Origin of the sequence: uncultured Erythrobacter sp., assembly GCF_947502395.1 — a bacterium.
Classification (GTDB): Bacteria; Pseudomonadota; Alphaproteobacteria; order Sphingomonadales; family Sphingomonadaceae; genus Erythrobacter.
In genome coordinates this window covers 813,551-831,864 of the sequence record NZ_CANMZM010000002.1, presented here as the reverse complement: position 1 = coordinate 831,864, position 18,314 = coordinate 813,551, and the positions used below count along the sequence as shown (strand labels likewise).

The window sequence follows — 18,314 nt, the reverse complement described above, 5'->3', positions numbered from 1 at the left end:
CCGCAGCGGGTCCGCAGTGCAGCGAAGGACATTTAGCGAGGACGTGCCCGCGGATGCGGGTGCGGAAACGAAGACTCCTGCCAATAATCGAAAGCCTGCTCTTGATGCAGCGCCACATAGGCCTTTGCCTCTGCGCTTTCCCAATCGAGCGGCCACTCTCCGGGCAGATCCCCGTTAAGATGCGAGCGGCTTACAAACCAGCCCTGCCCCGGCAAGCCGTCTGATTGGCGTACAACTAAGACAGCGAGACCCGGCTCCCCCGAAGCCCGTCCGTCCTCGTCCAACTTGTCTAGCACTGTGCAAAGCGCACGCATCTTGGGCCGCGTGAAGCGGTAGCCGAGCATTTTGAGCATTTGAGAATAGGTGAGCGCATTTCCAGCGCGCGCTGCACCAATGAGGATGTCCCGGACTTCGGCTGGATCGAACATACCTCCACAGTGCCAAACGGCTTTTCAAGCCGCAAGGGCGACCGCCCGCCCGCAGCGCGGGCAGCTTGCCTGCCGTCTAGCGAGGACGCACCCGCGGATGCGGATACGCAAAACAAAGCCTCAATCAAACAGACTCGACACCGAGCTTTCATCAGCAATCCGGCGGATCGCTTCACCCACTAACGGGGCGATAGGCAGCGCGCGGATCTTGGCGCAGGCCTCCGCAGCTTCAGTCAGCTGGATTGAATCGGAGATAACCAGCTCCTTGAGCTTCGAGCCATCGATACGCGCCACTGCCCCGCCTGAGAGCACTCCGTGGGTGATGTAGGCAGCGACTGATTTGGCACCGTTCTCCAGCAGCGCCTCGGCAGCGTTGCAAAGCGTGCCGCCTGAATCGACAATATCATCAATCAGGATGCAGTGCCGGCCAGAGACATCACCGATGATGTTCATGACCTCGGATTCTCCAGGACGATCACGGCGTTTGTCGACAATGGCGAGAGGCGCATTGTCGAGGCGCTTGGCAAGAGCCCTTGCGCGCACCACGCCGCCAACATCGGGCGAGACGACCATCAGATTTCGGTCGCCGTATCGCGCCTGAATATCCGCAGCCATAACGGGCGCAGCATACAGGTTGTCGGTCGGGATATCGAAGAATCCCTGAATCTGTCCTGCGTGCAAATCCACTGCAAGCACGCGGTCTGCACCCGCCTCGGTGATGAGGTTGGCGACCAGCTTGGCCGAAATCGGGGTGCGGGGACCCGGCTTCCGGTCCTGACGTGCATAGCCGAAGTACGGGACGACCGCCGTGATCCGCTTAGCCGACGCACGGCGCAGCGCATCGATACAGATGAGCAGTTCCATAAGGTTGTCGTTCGCCGGATAGCCGGTCGGCTGGACCAGAAACATATCCTGCCCGCGCACATTCTCATGAATCTCGACAAAGATCTCTTCGTCGGCAAAGCGGCGCACGCTCGCATCGGTCAAAGGGATTTCGAGATAGGCCGCGATGGCCCGGGCGAGCGGCAGGTTCGAATTGCCGGACATGATCTTCATGTATGCGAATCCCCGTATCTTGTGCTTTTGACCCGCCTAATGCAGCGTCATTGAATTGCAACATGCGGATGAAGGCTTGTCGTCAATCGCGTGTGAAGTGCGGCGAAAACGCCATTCTTGGACACGAATTTTCGTGCAGATTACTCATCGTATACGAAGATCACCTGATCCGCGTCATCAACTCGTACCCAGACTTGATAATATCCCGCCTCATGCTCTCCGCGTTTGTTGGCCTCAGGTCGCGGGAGCCCAGTGCGAGCATCGATCCATTGCAGCTTGGCCTCGCCATCGACCGCAATTCGCCTACCGCCAAGCCGCTGGATCATGGTGAACATATTGAGGTCGAAATTCGCGTCCTGCCTACACCCCTTCACGTTGATCCGACCAGGAGTGAAATCACGCGCTTTACACACACGAGCCCGGCGAAGAAGGTTGAAAAGCGCGTCGGGCGCAATCGCGATGGTGAGAGTGCCGAAACGGGCGTAGTCCTGGCGCGAGCTCACGAAGAACAGCTGCTCGAGCGATCCGCTGATACTTTGCCCACCACCATTGATGTCGAGAAGGAATCTCCCTGCTCTGGCCTCACCCTCGCCAGCATCGAAGGCGAGCTTTGCCGCTTCGCTCGGGAGGATGCATCCAATCTCGCAGTCTGGAGAGCCCTCGACAGCTGACAGGAGCGGCGCGTCGTGCTCAACCAACTGGGCCAATTGCTCCTCAATTGGCAGCTCGGGAAGCATTTCGGCAGCCTCTGCGCCGGTTGCGCTCGCCTGCACAAGAAGCAGCAATGCGAGGATGGGGCGGGCCACGATCATTCTTCGGTCCAGTTGAGCCAATGTCAGGTCGAGCTTGTAGTCATTGGAGCTCTGTCATGAACGCGCGCTGAGCAGTTGGACGAACTACTGCGAATGCTCAGCAATCATTTCCTCGATGAGCGCGGTCGAGACCCAACGGATTTCCTGATCGCTGGTGAACATGAACGCGCTCCCATCGAGCGACACCAATGGGCACAGCTCATGACCGCTTGTGTTGACGCGCTCGTCAAAGGCGATGGGCATGGACCAGCCACCTTCCCCATTGGGCAAGCTCAGATAAAGGTCACCGCGCCCAAGCCCTCGCCTGCGGGTCGAGGCGAAGATGAGGTATCGACCATCGGGGTCGATATAGGGGTCGCCCTCATAAGCTTCTGTGTTGACCGGGGAGTTGAGGCGTTGAGGGGCCTCTCCGGCGCGGGCGACATAGATATCGTAGTTTTCGCCCGCTCGATTGGAGGAGAAGTAGAGATCTCCTCCTGCGGTGAATGAGGAATAATAGTCATTGGCCTCGCCATTGACTTCATCGCCCAGATATTTGGGTTCCCCCCAAGATCCATCCTCTTGGCGCGGAAGGTATGCTATGTCTGCGCTGCCCCGATTTGCTGTGATGAAATAGAGCCTTTGTTCGTCAGCCGAGAGATAGGGGTCATGCGCGTTGAAATCGGGGCTGCCGACGATGTGGCGGCGATTGGTCCAGCCCTTGCCATTCCAATCATAGGCCTCAATCGACTGCCAGTTCCCATGCTCAATCCCGATGTAGAGCGTGCTTCGGTCGCGCGTGAAGCTGGAGCAATATTCGTAGCGATCGGGAAGCGAGACAGTGCCTTCGCCCAAGGTTTCAGGCAGGCTTTCTGGCGGGCTCGGCGGCTCAAGCGTGGTGCTCGCAGCCAGAACCATGAGGCTGGAAAACAAAGGCATAGGGGCTCTCCTCCGGTCGAGAAATGCCCGGTTCTGTCCGCCCTGCCAACCCTTTAGAGACCATGTGCACCGCCTCGAAGGCGCACGTCTATATCTTCGCGATCAGCTTCCTGGCGCGACCGGAGACCGATTTGCGGCTGTCATTGGCAAGGCGCTCCAGATGCGGGACCAGCCATGCGCGAAGGTCCGCGTCATTCTTCGACCAATTGGACAGTGCCTCCATCGTGTTGTTCAGCGCGATCCAGTCATCATGCTCGGCAAGATTTCGCCGCATGATGGCCAATGCGCCGGCTTCTTGCGCGGGTGTCATATCGGGCCGCAGAGCTTCAAACAGTTTGGCAAGCGTCCATTGCGCCGAAGGTTGATCGAGAACGCCGATCTCTTCGATGAACCGATCGATATAGGGCACTAGCAAGTCGTGCCGCTCGGCCTCTACCCGGCGCATGGCGTTGGAGACACGAAGGCGTACGACTTCGTCTTGACTGCGGTAGCAAAGGTAGAGTTCGTCGAAGCGTTCTGGACTGGCGAAGACCGTCTCGACCACCTCGATCGTGCGGCCGAGTGAATTCGGGTGGCCGCCGGTGAGCATTGCTTCGAAGTCTTCGGTCACGAATCACCCCCGATGCGGCGCTATCCTGTGCTCGCCTCTGATCCAGCGGACCGTGCCAGAGCTTGCGCGCATGACCACGCTGTCTGTGGTCATAATGGTCGCGCCGGTTGATTTCTTGCGCTTCTTCACACCTTCGAGAAGTGAGCCGTCGGTCACGCCGGTCGCAGCAAAGATGCAGTCCGATTTCGCAAGCTCTTCCAGCTTGTAGATCTTATTGAGGTCGGTGATGCCCCATTTCTTGGCGCGCGCCTTTTCATCGTCATTGCGGAACACCAGCCGTCCGTTGAACTGGCCCCCGACGCAGCGCAGCGCGGCGGCTGCCAGCACACCTTCGGGCGCGCCGCCTTGGCCCATATAGATGTCGATGGTGGTGTCCTGATCGGTCACCGCGATCACGCCCGCCACATCGCCATCGCCAATAAGGTGCACCCCGCATCCAATCGCGCGCAGCTCCGCAATAAGGTCAGCATGGCGCGGGCGGTCGAGGACGCAGACATTGATCTCTGATGGCTTTACGCCCTTGGCTGCTGCGACAGCCTCGACGTTCTGCGTAGGTGTTTTGGCAAGGTCGATCACATCGGCTGGAAGGCCCGGACCCACGGCAAGCTTGTCCATGTAAACGTCAGGCGCGTTGAGAAGTCCGCCCTCTTCAGACGCTGCTAAAACGGCGAGCGCATTGGGGCCTGCTTTTGCAGTGATGGTGGTTCCTTCGAGCGGGTCCAATGCGATGTCGATCTTGGGGCCGCCCTTTTTGTCAGGGGTGCCCGGCGCGCCACCAACTTTCTCCCCGATATAAAGCATAGGCGCTTCGTCGCGCTCACCCTCCCCGATTACCACGGTTCCATCCATGTAGAGCGTGTCGAACGCGCGACGCATGGCTTCAACGGCTGCTGCATCCGCCGCTTTCTCATCCCCGCGTCCGATCAATTGCGCAGCAGCAACTGCAGCCGCTTCGGTCACGCGCACCATCTCAAGCACAAGCACGCGGTCAATCGCGTTTTCGTCCCCGGGATTGTTGGCTCCCTCTTTTGCGGCCAATATATCTGTGCCAAGAGCAGCGTTGTCATTCGGAGTGTTCATCAGGAATTCAGTCCTTATGCGCCCAAGAAGGGTGTGGGGCCTTTTTGCTTCCCGAGCGCTTAGCCATGAGGATAGAGGCTTGTCGAGCATTCCTATGCATAACTCACCAGAAGTCGGTTTTTGGCATCGCTCAAGCACGATTGGCCTGGGTTTATGTCTTGCCGCTCTAGCCACACCTTTGGCGGCGCAGGATGACAATGGTGTTGCGGCGGAAAGTGTTGAGACTGAGGGAAATACACCGCCGGCTTCCACAACACCACCGCCGCGTCGCCGCGTGCTCGATTTGATGATTACCGTGCCGAAAAGCGAATCAGACCAACTGCTCGAACAAGACTGTGAAGAAGAGGCGGATGCAGGGCGTATTGCCAATGAAATTGTGGTGTGCCGTCAGCTTGGCGAGGGGACCGACGGGTCGTGGAACAAAGAAGACTATGAGCGCAGGCTGGCTCAGCGCACCCAAGGCGAGCAGCCCGTTGATGTGGCGGGTGAAGGGATTTTTCGGGGGCCGGCCACCGTTGGCGGGCTTTGTCTTATCCCGCCTTGTCCTCCCGAAGCGGCGCTGCTGATCGATGTTGAGGCCCTGCCCGAAGCACCCGAAGGCTCCGATGCAGATCGGATTGCACGGGGGCTCCCGCCGCTTGGCCGGGACGAAAATTTGAGCCCTGAAGAAATCCAGCGGCGGCGACGCGCCGCGGGCCTGGATGCACCAGACCTTCCAGGTCAATAGGGTGTTGCAAGGCAGCTCACGAGCTTTCTTTGGCCTAACGGTGGTTGGGTCCCTCGCCGCCGCCCAAGTTCCAGCCATAGCGAAGGAGTCTGACGAAGGGCGGTTGATAATAGACATTCTGGATCGGGATGAGGCGCAAGAGCCTGATACGCTTGCACACGAACGCTGCGCCGACGAGGCAGACGCCGCTCGAATTACCGGTGAGATTGTGGTGTGCCGATCCCTGGGCAAAACTACAGATGGGCTTTGGGACCAGCAAGGTTTTCAGCGGCGCTACGCCGAACGGAGCGAGGGCATTACAGCCCCTGAGCTTTATTCAGACCCAACGCCTGCAATGGTCGGAATCACCTTCACGGCCGAATTCGGTGGCCCGCCGCCCCCATTGCGCATCATCGACATTGAAGCATTGCCCGAGTCGCCGGAGGGATCAGACGCTGATCGCGTTGCTGAAGGTCTGCCAGCGATAGATATCGCCCCTGAGGCAATGCCTAACTTGGCAAGATGGGCAGCACCAACGGGTCGCCAGTGAGGCTGTCAGAGCCTTCGAGCAATTTCATGGCACGGCCTACATTGGCCTCAGGTCCCTCATGGGTGACCATCGCAACCAGAACTTCGCTATCTTCACCAGCGCGTCCTTGTTGGATCAAGCTCTCGATCGAGACATCGGCATCGCGCATGGCAGCGGTGATTTCCGCCAGCACGCCGGGGCGATCGTTGACGGTGAAGCGCAAATAGGTGCGCTCCGTCCGGCCGCCGGGCTCGGCAGGGCCAAGGGCTGCAAGCTGCGCGACTGGCATTGAGAAAGGTGCACCCACTTCACCGCGGGCAATGTCGATCAGGTCTGCGACGACGGCACTTGCTGTCGGGCCGTCACCAGCACCCGCGCCCTGGAACAGCAGGCGGCCTGAAAAATTCCCTTCAGCGACAACAGCATTGGTCGGGCCATCGACGGGGGCAAGCGGGTGATCCTTTGCCACCAGGCAGGGCCGCACACGCTGGAGCAATTTGGGCCCATCGGGATCGTTTTGAATATCTGCCTCCGCGATCAGGCGGATCACAAAGCCCAGGGCATCTGCCTGAGCAATATCTGCCGCGCGCACCGCCACAATGCCGGTGGTGTTTACGCTGGCAAAATCGAGCTCTACACCAAAGCCGATCGTGGCGAGGATTGCGAGCTTATGAGCGGCATCAACCCCTTCGATATCGAAGGTCGGATCGGCCTCGGCATAACCCAATGTCTGCGCCTCACTCAGGGTCTCTCCAAAGTCGGCTCCTGTCGCCTCCATAGTTGTGAGGATGTAATTGCAGGTGCCGTTGAGGATGCCATAAACCTTCGTTAGCTCATTGGCGCTGGTGCCTTCGCGAAGACCTTTGACCACCGGAATGCCGCCCGCAACCGCAGCTTCGAATTTGAGAGAAAGATTGCCTGCTTCAGCCGCCTTAGCGAGCTCTAGCCCATGGTGCGCAATCATCGCTTTGTTGGCAGTGACAAGACCCTTGCCTCCGCCGAATGCGGCGCGCGACAGAGTAAGAGCCGGACCATCGGAACCTCCGACAAGCTCCACCACAACGTCCACATCCTCGCGTGATGCGAGAGCGGTCATATCGTCTTCCCAGGCGAAGCCGCTGATATCGACACCGCGGTCCTTGCCGCGCTCGCGCGCGCTCACGGCTGTGACTTCAATCGCGCGGCCTGCGCGAGCGGCAATCAAACCGTGATTGGTCTCAAGCAGGCGGATGACCCCAACGCCCACAGTGCCAAGGCCGGCAATACCGATGCGAAGGGGTGCGGTTGTCGACGAGTTGGTACTCAAGAGAGGAGCGCTCCGGTTGCAGGATTGCGGAAAGAAGCGCTCCGCTTAAGACCCCGCATCCTCACGTCAAGCAGGGAATGGGCGCTTATACCTCATCTGCCTCAGTAATTTCCCGCGTGCATGGACCAAGTTTCTCGATGACAAAGCGGTAATCCGCCTCCGCCAAGCGCCGAGCTTGCGGGTCGCGTGCAAGATTGGCGCTCGATGGCAGACGTTCGGGGAGCGAGCAGGCAAGGCGATACCAACGCAAAGTGCCCGGCGAAGGCGCACTCGCGGCCGAATCGATAATCTCACCCCAGGAAACACCCCAGGCGGCGGGCTGTCCTGGACGCCTCAACACGGTAATCGACACCGGCGAACGATCTTCAGTTCGAACAAATATCTGCGTTTCCGATTCGCCTGCAAGCGTGCCCTGCACCGCAAGCGCATCCCCAATTCCCGTAACAAGAGGAGGAACATCGGCGCTCGCCAGGTCTGTAAGTATTGGACGCAGGCGCACCTCAAACTCTGGCGTGTAGTCGAGCATGGCCTGCTTACCCGTCAGACGGATCGAACCGCGCCGTCCGGGAACCTGATCCGCAAACAGTAGCACTTGGCGCTTCTTATACTTGTCCGGCTTGCCCTTCTCATTGAGCGGCACGTCGACCAGAAAGACCAGTGATTCGCCGACAGCCGAAGATCCGGCAATAAGCGCCAGAGTGCGCGCCTCTATGTAAAGCCGGGCAAATCCGGGCTCGAGCCCCGGCGCACGCTCGGGCTCGACTGTGACTTGGCGGCGAATCTCTGCACGGATAACCATGTCGCTTCGCTCCGCGAGATCGACAAGATCGACGTAAGTTGCCCGATCAGCAGCAGTGCCCAATTCCGGGACAGGGCCTTGCGATAGCGCGGGCGAGCTGCCGATCAGCAGCGTTAAACCCCCAATAGCGGCAGCAATTAGGCCTCTGAATCGATTGGTTAAATTTCTGTGAACGCCTGTCTTCATCTTCGAATCCTAATTTGCGAGCGCACAACATAATCGTGCGTATTCTATTGCAAGTCCATCGCAATGAATCGCCGCTGAATGGATAAAGCGTTTGATTGCCTAAGTGTTGACCGTTAAAGCGGGAAACTCGTGTTGAGGTTGGGGACAAAGTCAGCACGAAAAGCACCGCTGCGTTTTTAATCTGGAATGGATCATTTGCGTGCGGTCGATTGGGATGAATTTTTAGACGAGCGCCTAACGGGTTGACGGGTGTCGTGGTTAAATATCTGACCAATCGGAAGTTCAAGTTTCTGGGAGTCACTACCCGGGACAAATTGAGCACGACAGGTGCCTATTAAAGGTGCGAATCGTCGCTGCTTGAATTGCCTCGAGTTGTGAAAATATGTGTCGGACGGTCCCGTTCGACCAATAAAATGGAGTGAAAGCGACTGGATGGCTTACGCTGATCAACAAATGGGTGGGAGTAGGGTTACTTCCATTATCATCGTTGGGGTAATCCATGTAGCGATTGGGTATCTGCTCATTTCCGGCCTTGCCATTTCGGCAGTGAAACAGGTCGTTGAGCGGGTTACTACGGTCGACATTGAAGAGCCCCCGCCCCCTGAAGAGCCGGATGAGCCACCACCCCCGCCGGAGGAAACTGCTCCTCCGCCGCCGGTAGCACCGCCTCCGCCGATTAATATCGCGCCGGCTCCGCCGCCGATTCAAACGCAGCCGACAATCCCTCCGCCGTCTCCACCGGCGCTTGTGATTCCGCCGCCGGCACCTGTGGCGCCTCCAGCGCCGCCGCCGCCGTCGCTTGCTCGTGGGGCTACCACACGCAATGAGCGCCGTTGGGCTGCGCGAATTCAGGAAAACTATCCCTCACGCGCTTTGCGTGAAGAGATCGAAGGCACTGTTGGTGTGAGTGTGACTGTCACTCCCAATGGCCGTGCCACCGGATGCTCGGTCACCGCATCAAGCGGCTCCAGCATCCTCGATCAGGCAGCATGCCGCGGGATGGAGCGTTACGCACGCTTCAATCCGGCGCTTGACGCTCAAGGGAATGAGACAACCGGTCGGTATTCCACGCGGATCACCTACCGACTGAATTAATCGAATGAATGGAGCTAGCGGATTGGAAGAAGCCGCTTCTCCCGGGACACAATTTCAAGAGGACTACTCGCAATGAACCTTTATTATCTTGCTGCGGCCGCTGCCGACACTGAAGCACCTGTGAACGAATTTGGCTTCTGGAAAGCCATGGAAGAAGGCGGCCCTGTCGCTTGGTCGATCCTTGCCGTCATGGTCATCATGTCAGTTGGATCGTTCTACATCCTGTTCACCAAGTACTTTGAGCAGAACAAAGTGATGCGTCAGTACAAAGGCGTTCAAACCGCATTCTGGCGTGCTGCTTCGCTTAAAGAAGGTGCAACAAAGCTTGAGAAGAACAGCGCATGGCGTCAGCTGGCTGACGATGCTGTCACCGCTCAGGACCACCACGCCAAGATGGAAGGCGCAGCGAACGAGATCCACTTCGTCGAAGAAGAGCTCGCTCACTCGCAGAACACCATTAACCAGGCTCTGTCTGGTGGTCTTTCCTTCCTCGCATCGGTCGGCGCTACCGCACCGTTTATTGGTCTGCTCGGTACAGTGATCGGCATCTACCGCGCTCTGATCAACATCGGCATCGAAGGTTCTGCTTCGATCGATAAGGTTGCTGGCCCGGTTGGTGAAGCACTGATCATGACCGCGATTGGTCTGCTTGTGGCTGTGCCTGCTGTGCTTGCGTTTAACTGGCTCCAGTCGCGCAACCGTCGCATCGACGCTCTCATGACCGATTTCTCGAACAACATCGTGGCCTACATCGGCTCAAACGGCGCGGTTAAGCCTGCGGTGTCTGCCGCACCAGCTGCTAAGAAGCCTGCTGCGAAGCCGGCTGCTGCACCAGCGAAGAAGTAAGTTTCATCGGCCGGGGCGCGCGAATGGTCTTCGTCCCCCGGCCGGGCTTACCCCCTTCGCAAACGGCATCTTTTGCGAGATGTCTCTTTTGAGAAACGCTCTTTTTTGAGCAGATAAGGAATTCACAATGGCGATTTCGATGGGAGGCGGGGATACCCCCATGTCCGACATCAACACCACGCCGCTCGTGGACGTGATGCTGGTTCTCCTCATCATCTTCCTCATCGCGGTTCCGGTGGCGATCCAAACGATCGAGCAGCTTGAAATCCCCGTGTTTGAATCGATTGAGTCGAAGAACAAGGTGGAGAACCTCCAGCTGACCGTCAGCACGACCGATGCTGCCGGTTCCACTGCGAGCACAATCCGCAGCGGATTTACCGGTGCGACGCGTAGCGGTGAATGCCGGGTGTACTTCAACAACATCACTCCGGTGACGTCTGAAGAACTCTACAATCAGGCGTTTGAGCGCCTCGACAACATTGTCCAGCGCGCTGGCGGTGTCGAAGCGATCATGGAAGATCCTGATGCGATCCCACAGGTGCATATCCGCGCCGACAAGAACGCTCCGTGGCGCTGCGTTGCAGGCGCGATCTACAACATTCAGGCTGCCGGCTATCCGACGGTTGGATTCATCTCCAACCCGGTTGATCCCAACGGCTGATCGGCGAATTTAAGGAGTAACTGACATGGGTATGGCTGGAGGTAAACTCGACGGCGAACCGATGATGGATATGAACATGACGCCGCTGATCGACGTTTTGCTCGTTCTGCTGATTATGTTCATCATCACCATTCCGGTGGCGACACACTCGGTCGACATCGATCTGCCGCAAGGCAATCCGCCCCCGCAGGACATTGTGATCGACCCGGTGAAGAACAAACTTGTTCTCACCGCCGCTGATCAGATCCTGTGGAATGGTGAGACCGTCAATGGCGGTCAATTGCGCACCATTCTGGCAGAAACCACTCAAATGGCGGTTGAACCAGAATTGCAATTCGAGCCGGAAGCGCTGGCAAGCTATGACATCTCAGCCAAGGTGCTGCAGACGATCAAAAACTCAGGCGTGACCAAATTCGGATTTGTCGGAAACGAGAAGTATCGCGTTTTCGGTAAAGGCGAATAAGGCATAGCAAATATCGGAGTTTCGGCTCCGACAAGAGGGCGCCGCGGGAAACCGCGGCGCCTTTTTTGTTGGCCTAGAGTTGCATCGGTTGCTGCGCGCATACCCGTGTGCATTAGGCAACCTATTGGTTTTGCTTTAGACTTGAGTTCTGTCCTGATCACAAGAGGAGAGAATACATGGCTGTTTCGCATACCCCCAATGGCGATACCCCCGTCAGTTCCATGAACATGACCCCGCTGATTGATGTGTTTTTGGTATTGTTGGTGATGTTTATTATCACCATTCCGATTGCCTCACATTTGGTGGAAGTCGGCCTCGGCGGAACTGATGAAATCACTAAGGCACCCGACCCTGTGATCAACAAAGTCGTCATCTCGCAATCAGATGCCATTTTGTGGAATGACGAGCTGATCACGAAGATAGAGCTTGCCGGGCTCCTGAAGGCCTCCACCCTCATGACACCAGAGCCAGCCCTCCATTTCGAACCCGAGGCGCAAGCAAGCTACCAGACTTCCGCCGAAGTCCTGCGCGAGATTAAAGTCTCAGGCGTCACCAACTTCGGCTTTGTCGGCAATGAGAAGTACCGGCGGTTCGATTGAGCACGCCTACCCCCCCTCCAACGCCTCCATGTCCTGAGGATCGATCCGCATAGCTTCGCCCGCAAGGCTCGCAGCTTCGATTAGCAGCTCTTCATCGACCGCTCCCTGAGGCACGGCTTCGCGGCCAATCATGGTCATGACGGGCACAGCAAGGGGACTCACCCGCTCGAGTTCGACATGGACCAACTCTGATTGCGAACGCTCCAGCAGGTCAGCAAGCCGCCCCACATCAGTCATCCGCGCGCGCGCATCCGCCCATGCGGCCTCTAACAACACATGATCCGGCTCATACTTCTTGAGTACATCGTAGATGAGGTCGGTTGAGAAAGTGACTTGTTTTCCCGTCTTGCGCTTACCTGGATGCTGGCGCTCGATCAGACCGCTGATGACTGCGACTTCCCTAAAAGCCCGGCGCAAAAGGTGGCTTTCGGTCACCCATTCGGTGAACTCCTCGGTCAGAATGTCGGGCGACAAGAGCGGCTTGGGGTCCTCCACCGGCTTCAAACCCCACACCGCCAGCGTGTAATCATTCGCTACAAATCCCCCCGGCATGAGGCCAAGGCTTTCCATCCGCCGAGTGATCAACATCCCGAGCGACTGGTTCGCGTTCCACCCTTCGAAAGTGTAGTAGGCGGTGTAGTGCTTCCTTGCATGCGGAAAGCTTTCGACCAGCAGTTCGCCCGGTTTCGGCAAGCGGCTGCGATAATCCTGCACCTCAAGCCATTCGCGCACATCATCGGGAAAGCGCCCCCAGCCCGCGCGGTCATCGAGCATCGCCTGTACCCGCGTCGCAAGGTGGGTGGTGAGCGGTAAGCGCAAGCCACCATAACTCGGGATGGTCGCTGACTTTTTCGCCGCGCGCACAATCACATCCATGTCTTTGACGCTTTCGACCTCAAGGCTCATGCCCGCAAAGAAGAAGGTGTCTCCGGAAGAGAGTTGCGCTGCAAACCGCTCCTCCACCTTGCCCAGCTGCCGCCCATTCTTGAAACGGACCATGAGCATTTCGGAGTCAACAATGATCCCAGCATTCATCCGGTGACGCTGTGCCTGATTGGGGTGGGTGAGCCGCCACACGCCGGTCTTGTCGCGTGTGATCCGCTTGAACTTGTCATAGGCCTTGAGCGCGTATCCTCCGCTTTCGACGAAATGAAGCACCCGATCAAAAGCCTCGCGGTCGACCCAAGCATAAGCCATGGAGCTACGCACTTCAGCCAGCAGGTCGTCCTCGTGGAAAGGCCCCGCACATGCGCAGGCCATCACATGCTGTGCGAGCACATCTAGTCCGCCTGCGCGAAAACCCTCACCATCGCGCATGCCTTCATCGACAGCGTCCTTGGCCGCCATCGCCTCCAAAAACTCAAACCGATTGCCCGGCACCAACATCGCGCGACTTGCCGTATCGAGCCTGTGGCCCGCGCGCCCAATCCGTTGGAGCAGTCGGGAGGAGCCCTTCGGCGCGCCCATTTGCACCACCAGATCAATATCGCCCCAATCAACTCCCAAATCGAGGGAAGCGGTGCACACCAGCGCCCGCAATTCACCCGCCGCCATAGCGTCCTCAACCTTGCGGCGCGCCTCTTTGGAAAGGCTCCCGTGGTGCACCCCAATGGGCAGATTGTCCTCATTCACCTCCCACAAACATTGGAAAATGAACTCGGCGAGGAAGCGTGTATTGGTGAAAATCAGAGTTGTGCGATTGTCCTTGATCGCCTCCATCAGCTGATCAACCGCCCAGCGTCCCGCATGTCCGCCCCAGGGAACGCGCTCTTCGATCGGCAAAAGAATATCGACTTCGGCCGAGGCCCCTTTCTCGCCCAGCACAAGGTCCGCCGCATGGATCTCGCCTATGTCATCAACGGTTTGCGGGCTGAGCCATTCCTGAAAGCTCAAAGGATTTGCCAGCGTCGCCGACAAAGCCACCCGCTGTAAATCGGGTGCTAGCTGTTGAAGTCGCGCCAAAGCGAGCGCCAAAAGGTCACCGCGCTTTCCAGTTGCAAAGGCGTGCACCTCGTCAATGACGACCCGCTTAAGGGTGCCGAACAGCTCCATGCTTTCAGGATAGGACAGCAGCAGAGACAGACTTTCCGGCGTTGTCAGCAAAACATGGGGCGGCTTTGTGCGCTGTCGCTTCTTGCGGTCAGATGAGGTGTCTCCTGAACGCGTCTCCACCCGGATCGGCAGTCCAATCTCCTCTACCGGCGTGAGCAGATTGCGCTTCACATCGTGCGCAAGCGCCTTGAGCGGCGAGACATAGAGCGTATGGAGCCCATCTTCAGGCAGCTCGCCAACCGAGGGCGCAAAGTCGCACAAGGTCGGTAAAAACCCAGCCAGCGTCTTGCCCGCACCGGTGTCCGCCACCAGCAGCGCATCGCGGCCCTCCCGCGCCTTGGCGAGCATATCGATCTGATGCCGACGGATGCGCCACCCCCGCGCGTCAAACCAACTCTGGATTTCAGATGGGACCGTCGGCGTGTCTGAAATCATTCGATCGGGTTGGTAGTCCGGACGGCGGGCTCTGCCTGAGCAAGCTCTTCCTCGCTAACACCCAGAAGCACTGCCAGTTCTGCGCGTTCATCCCCGCCCAGCGCCGAAAACGTGCGTCCCTCAGGGAACTCCGAGCCAACCTCACCCATCGTCTCGAACAGGGCCGGCATGCGTTGCATCATAACGGGCATCACCTCGTTCATCGAAGCCATCACTTGCGGATCTGCAAAGATCAAAAAGCTCTCGGCGGCGTATTTCTCTCCGACAGGCGTTTTGAAATAGGCAGCAAGGTCGGTGAGTTCGTCTTCGCTGAATCGCACAGCGTAGGCGCGAGCAAGGCCAGCGCGATAAGCGGGCTCGATCTCAACTACGACTTCGCTGATCAGCGCGAACATTGCCTCACCCATGGCAGCATTGCGCTCCGCTGCTGCCGGGTCGAGCAATGCCACCGCCGCTGCAAGTCTGTCTTCGTCAATCGATTGAAGCGAGACGAGGTCCAGGCCGGTTAGTGACACGAGCGCAAACGCAGGCGACCCACCCAATCCCCCCATCATACCCTCAAGCATGGGTGCCATGCTCTCTTCCATCATCTTGGCATAGGTGCCTTCGGGAAAGAGCTTGGTCACGACTTGCATGGCCGCCCCTACACGCGCCTCTTCCTCTGGTGAGAGGGGTTCCGCCCCACCGAACATATCCCCGAACAGCGAGCTGATTGCCCCGAGTTCTTCGGCCTGAGCGGCCGTGGGATCGTCTGATATGGTCACAGGTAGCTCCGGTACGGCCTGACCCTGCGCCACCAATGGAGACGTGTTTGTGGCGAGTGAGAGAACCGCTGCGGCAACCAGAGCATTGTGCTTCATCATGTTTCTCCTTGTGGGCCTCGAGCGCGGGGTCAGTGCCCAACGCTCTCCCCACGCTCGAGGCCGGAAAGTGTCAATTGCTCATCGATCTGAGCGATCAGGCGTTCGAGGCCTTCTTCGGTGTCGCTCTCGGCGCGGGCCACGAGCACATCCTGCGTGTTGGACGCGCGAAGGAGCCACCAGCCATCAGCCGTATTCACCCGCACACCATCGGTTGCATTGACCTCGTCTACGCCATCGCCAGGGTTGGTGGTAAGCCGCTCAGTGATCTCGGCCATAGCAGGGAATTTGCGCGCCTCGTCCACCTGGAAACGCATCTCCGGCGTGTTGAGCATATCTGGGATTGCACCGCGCAGCTCGGTCACCGATTTGCCTAGCCGTGCCGAAGCCGCCAGCAAACGAATCCCAGCATAAAGCGCATCGTCAAAGCCATAATACGTGTCAGCAAAGAAGATGTGACCACTCATTTCACCCGCGAGAGGAGACCCCGTTTCCTTCATTTTGGATTTAATCAGCGAGTGGCCCGTCTTCCACATCAGTGGCTCACCGCCGTGTTCTACCACATGATCGAACAGCGCGCGGCTGGCTTTTACATCGGCGATAATCGTTTGACCTTGATGGGATTTTAGAACGTCCTCAGCGTAGATCATCAAGAGTTGGTCGCCCCAGATAATCCGACCTTGGCCATCAATCGCACCAATCCGGTCGCCATCGCCGTCAAAGGCAACTCCAAAATCGAGGCTCTTCTCCGCGACGAGCGCGCGCAGATCGGTCAGGTTCTCCTCAACCGTTGGATCAGGGTGGTGATTGGGAAAATGTCCATCAACGTCAGTAAACAGCAAATGGTGTTCACCCGGCAATCGCGCCGCCAGCGCTTCGAGGGCCGGTCCGGCCGCGCCGTTTCCAGCATCCCAGCCGACCTTGAGGTCGTTCAGTTGAGAACCGTCTATGCCGGCCAGTCCTTCGAGCATGCGCTCGACATATTCGCCAAGGATGTCGCGCGAGGTGACTTCCCCCGCTCCGTCGGCCCAGTTCCCGGCAGCGGCCATGGTCCCGAGCGCCTGAATATCAGCCCCAAAAAACGGTCGCCCCTGAAATACCATTTTGAAGCCGTTATAATTGGGGGGATTGTGACTGCCAGTTATCTGAATGCCGCCCTTCACGTCTTCGGCTGAAGCCTCCGCGTAATAGAGCATGGGCGTGGCCCCCATGCCGACGCGCACCACATCACAGCCACTGGCTGAGATTCCCTCGACCAATGCATGCTCAAGCATGGGTGAGCTCACCCGGCCATCATATCCGACTGCCACCTTGGGAGCGCTCACCGCTCCATCGGCCTCTTCTGCGCGACGAAGCATGGTGCCGAAGGATCGACCAATCGCACGCGCATCTTCCGCGCCAAGCGTTTCGCCGATGATCCCGCGAATATCGTATTCGCGAAGGATTGTAGAATCGAAAGTGTGGTGCATCGGTCTTTAGGGGCCTTTTGATCTTGAGTTCTAAGTGCACGCATGGATGCGTTGTAATATAGCCAAGGTCATAAACGCCCTTCGCTCAACCTTCCACGACAATCGCGTCAGTCCGAAGACGAACCATCGGGAGGATCGTCATGTTTGGCATCGGCAACGGAGGGAGGAAGGTTCGCCAGCAAAAAGTCCCGCGCATCATTGGCCTCGTGAACTTCGGCAGTCGAGCCGCCACGATCGGGATGCACCTTGGCAATGATCTTCTTATGAGCGCTTAGAATATCTTCGCGGCTGGCCGAACGGTCAACGCCCAGAGCTTTACGCGCCTCAGCCAGCTTTTGCCCGCGCGAAGGCGGCCCAGCGAGGAGCTCCCACGGCCATTTCCCCATGGCCCAGCGGCACAGCAATGTGATCACGATAAGAAGTACGGCAATCTTCAGCATGGCTTACGCGGGCTCCATCGGGGCTTTTGGCTTGTTCATCTGGGGTAGGTTCAACGCCATAACAAGAGCACGCAGTTCCTGGCGGGCGACCAGATGGCTTGTGCCAAGATCACCCAAGTGCCCCTTGTCGAGCAAGGTCAGACCCGAGGGAAAGAGCTCACGGAAAATCACGCGTTCCGATAGGCCATGGGTGACACGGAAGCCCACGCGCTTCGACATTTCGGTGAGCGCCTTATTGATGCGCGTCATGTTTCGCGCTTCAGTATGGCCCGTGCGGTTGCGCACCACGATCCAGTCCATTTCCGGTCGCTCTCCAGCGGCGGTTGCGCGGCTGCGTTTCATTCGCGCTTCCCAGATCAATTCGGCGAAGAAAGACAGTTTCTTCACATTGAAATTCTCTGGGTCAACCTGACCGATGAGGTCGAAATCCACGAAGCTGTCGTTCATCGGCGTGACCAGAGTGTCCGCCTGTTCGACTGCGGTCCGCGCGAACTCATCATCGCGCCCCGGATTGTCAATGATCAAGAAATCGCAGTCTTTCTCTAGCTTGTCGATCTTGACCAATAGGGCTTGCGGGCTTCGGCCTTTGAACACTTCACAAGCGGGTGTCGGCAAGTGGAGATCGCGCCGCTGCATCGTATGAAAGCGGTTCTCCATATAGCGATGCGAGGTACGCTGGCGCGGGTCGAGATCGAGCATCGTCACCCGATGACCTAGATAGGACATGGCGACCGCAACATGCACCGCCGTGGTCGATTTGCCGGTTCCACCTTTTTCATTTGCAAAAACAATCCGGTGCGTTCGGTGTTTTGCTGGAGCGGCGACCATGTATTCTATTTCCTCGTGAACAAGCGGGTCAGCTTCGGTGGGCTGATTGCGCTTTACCGGTGACCAGCGGAACGGCACATCTTGTGAGAGCCCTACACCCCGGTCTATCGAACCAAGTGAACTTTATCCGAGGGGA

General features: G+C 58.1%; 20 protein-coding genes. 7 read left to right on the top strand and 13 right to left on the bottom strand.

Annotated elements, in window-relative coordinates:
* Window positions 1-32: 32 nt before the first annotated feature.
* From Q0778_RS10345 to glpX, 6 genes are all read right to left on the bottom strand, one after another.
* The gene (locus Q0778_RS10345) at window positions 33-428 is read right to left on the bottom strand and encodes a ribose-phosphate pyrophosphokinase (RefSeq protein ID WP_298306092.1); all 396 of its coding nucleotides are present in this window, start codon (window positions 426-428) and stop codon (window positions 33-35) included.
* A 120-nt stretch (window positions 429-548) separates the two neighbouring features.
* Window positions 549-1,484 (bottom strand): ribose-phosphate pyrophosphokinase, encoded by a 936-nt coding sequence (locus tag Q0778_RS10340; protein WP_298306096.1) that lies wholly within the window; start codon window positions 1,482-1,484, stop codon window positions 549-551.
* A 140-nt stretch (window positions 1,485-1,624) separates the two neighbouring features.
* On the bottom strand, window positions 1,625-2,290 hold the full coding sequence (locus tag Q0778_RS10335; protein ID WP_298335859.1) for a hypothetical protein: 666 nt from the start codon (window positions 2,288-2,290) through the stop codon (window positions 1,625-1,627).
* Between the two features lie 90 nt (window positions 2,291-2,380).
* Window positions 2,381-3,214 carry a hypothetical protein gene (locus Q0778_RS10330; RefSeq protein WP_298335857.1) on the bottom strand — a complete coding sequence of 278 codons (834 nt, stop codon included), beginning with the start codon at window positions 3,212-3,214 and terminating at the stop codon, window positions 2,381-2,383.
* Between the two features lie 88 nt (window positions 3,215-3,302).
* Window positions 3,303-3,824, bottom strand: a complete 522-nt coding sequence (locus Q0778_RS10325) for a hypothetical protein (RefSeq protein ID WP_298335856.1) — start codon at window positions 3,822-3,824, stop codon at window positions 3,303-3,305.
* 3 nt (window positions 3,825-3,827) lie between these two features.
* Complete coding sequence (glpX, locus tag Q0778_RS10320; RefSeq protein ID WP_298335854.1) at window positions 3,828-4,904, bottom strand: class II fructose-bisphosphatase; 1,077 nt, start codon at window positions 4,902-4,904, stop codon at window positions 3,828-3,830.
* 94 nt (window positions 4,905-4,998) lie between these two features.
* On the opposite strand from glpX, the gene Q0778_RS10315 reads away from it, so the two are divergent.
* Both Q0778_RS10315 and Q0778_RS10310 read left to right on the top strand, forming a co-directional pair.
* The gene (locus Q0778_RS10315) at window positions 4,999-5,631 is read left to right on the top strand and encodes a hypothetical protein (protein WP_298335852.1); all 633 of its coding nucleotides are present in this window, start codon (window positions 4,999-5,001) and stop codon (window positions 5,629-5,631) included.
* 40 nt (window positions 5,632-5,671) lie between these two features.
* Window positions 5,672-6,160 (top strand): hypothetical protein, encoded by a 489-nt coding sequence (locus Q0778_RS10310; RefSeq protein ID WP_298335850.1) that lies wholly within the window; start codon window positions 5,672-5,674, stop codon window positions 6,158-6,160.
* Here the strand turns inward: Q0778_RS10310 and Q0778_RS10305 are convergent.
* The gene (locus Q0778_RS10305; RefSeq protein ID WP_298335848.1) at window positions 6,120-7,445 is read right to left on the bottom strand and encodes a homoserine dehydrogenase; all 1,326 of its coding nucleotides are present in this window, start codon (window positions 7,443-7,445) and stop codon (window positions 6,120-6,122) included. The genes Q0778_RS10310 and Q0778_RS10305 overlap by 41 nt on opposite strands.
* Window positions 7,446-7,530: 85 nt before the next feature.
* Window positions 7,531-8,430 (bottom strand): hypothetical protein, encoded by a 900-nt coding sequence (locus Q0778_RS10300; protein ID WP_298306126.1) that lies wholly within the window; start codon window positions 8,428-8,430, stop codon window positions 7,531-7,533.
* Between the two features lie 432 nt (window positions 8,431-8,862).
* Here Q0778_RS10300 and Q0778_RS10295 point away from each other — a divergent pair, with 432 nt between their 5' ends.
* From Q0778_RS10295 to Q0778_RS10275, 5 genes are all read left to right on the top strand, one after another.
* The gene (locus tag Q0778_RS10295) at window positions 8,863-9,525 is read left to right on the top strand and encodes an energy transducer TonB (protein ID WP_298306128.1); all 663 of its coding nucleotides are present in this window, start codon (window positions 8,863-8,865) and stop codon (window positions 9,523-9,525) included.
* Window positions 9,526-9,597: 72 nt separating this feature from the next.
* The gene (locus Q0778_RS10290) at window positions 9,598-10,371 is read left to right on the top strand and encodes a MotA/TolQ/ExbB proton channel family protein (protein WP_298306131.1); all 774 of its coding nucleotides are present in this window, start codon (window positions 9,598-9,600) and stop codon (window positions 10,369-10,371) included.
* Window positions 10,372-10,498: 127 nt separating this feature from the next.
* Window positions 10,499-11,032 carry a biopolymer transporter ExbD gene (locus tag Q0778_RS10285; RefSeq protein ID WP_298306135.1) on the top strand — a complete coding sequence of 178 codons (534 nt, stop codon included), beginning with the start codon at window positions 10,499-10,501 and terminating at the stop codon, window positions 11,030-11,032.
* A gap of 25 nt (window positions 11,033-11,057) precedes the next feature.
* Window positions 11,058-11,495 (top strand): biopolymer transporter ExbD, encoded by a 438-nt coding sequence (locus Q0778_RS10280; RefSeq protein WP_298306138.1) that lies wholly within the window; start codon window positions 11,058-11,060, stop codon window positions 11,493-11,495.
* A 176-nt stretch (window positions 11,496-11,671) separates the two neighbouring features.
* Window positions 11,672-12,094, top strand: coding sequence for a biopolymer transporter ExbD (locus tag Q0778_RS10275; RefSeq protein ID WP_298335846.1), 423 nt, complete (start codon window positions 11,672-11,674; stop codon window positions 12,092-12,094).
* Between the two features lie 6 nt (window positions 12,095-12,100).
* Here the strand turns inward: Q0778_RS10275 and Q0778_RS10270 are convergent, their stop codons facing one another.
* From Q0778_RS10270 to Q0778_RS10250, 5 genes are all read right to left on the bottom strand, one after another.
* Entirely contained in the window at window positions 12,101-14,581 is a 2,481-nt protein-coding gene (locus tag Q0778_RS10270; protein ID WP_298335844.1) for a ligase-associated DNA damage response DEXH box helicase, read from the bottom strand.
* Window positions 14,578-15,444: a DUF2059 domain-containing protein gene (locus Q0778_RS10265; protein ID WP_298335842.1), complete on the bottom strand. Its 867-nt coding sequence runs from the start codon at window positions 15,442-15,444 to the stop codon at window positions 14,578-14,580. Before Q0778_RS10265 ends, Q0778_RS10270 begins: the two co-directional genes overlap by 4 nt.
* 29 nt (window positions 15,445-15,473) lie before the next feature.
* Window positions 15,474-16,910 (bottom strand): phosphoglucomutase/phosphomannomutase PgmG, encoded by a 1,437-nt coding sequence (gene pgmG, locus Q0778_RS10260; RefSeq protein WP_298335840.1) that lies wholly within the window; start codon window positions 16,908-16,910, stop codon window positions 15,474-15,476.
* Window positions 16,911-17,017: 107 nt separating this feature from the next.
* Complete coding sequence (locus Q0778_RS10255; RefSeq protein ID WP_298306153.1) at window positions 17,018-17,350, bottom strand: molecular chaperone DnaJ; 333 nt, start codon at window positions 17,348-17,350, stop codon at window positions 17,018-17,020.
* 3 nt (window positions 17,351-17,353) lie between these two features.
* Window positions 17,354-18,178: a division plane positioning ATPase MipZ gene (locus tag Q0778_RS10250; protein WP_298336166.1), complete on the bottom strand. Its 825-nt coding sequence runs from the start codon at window positions 18,176-18,178 to the stop codon at window positions 17,354-17,356.
* Between the last annotated feature and the right edge of the window lie 136 nt (window positions 18,179-18,314).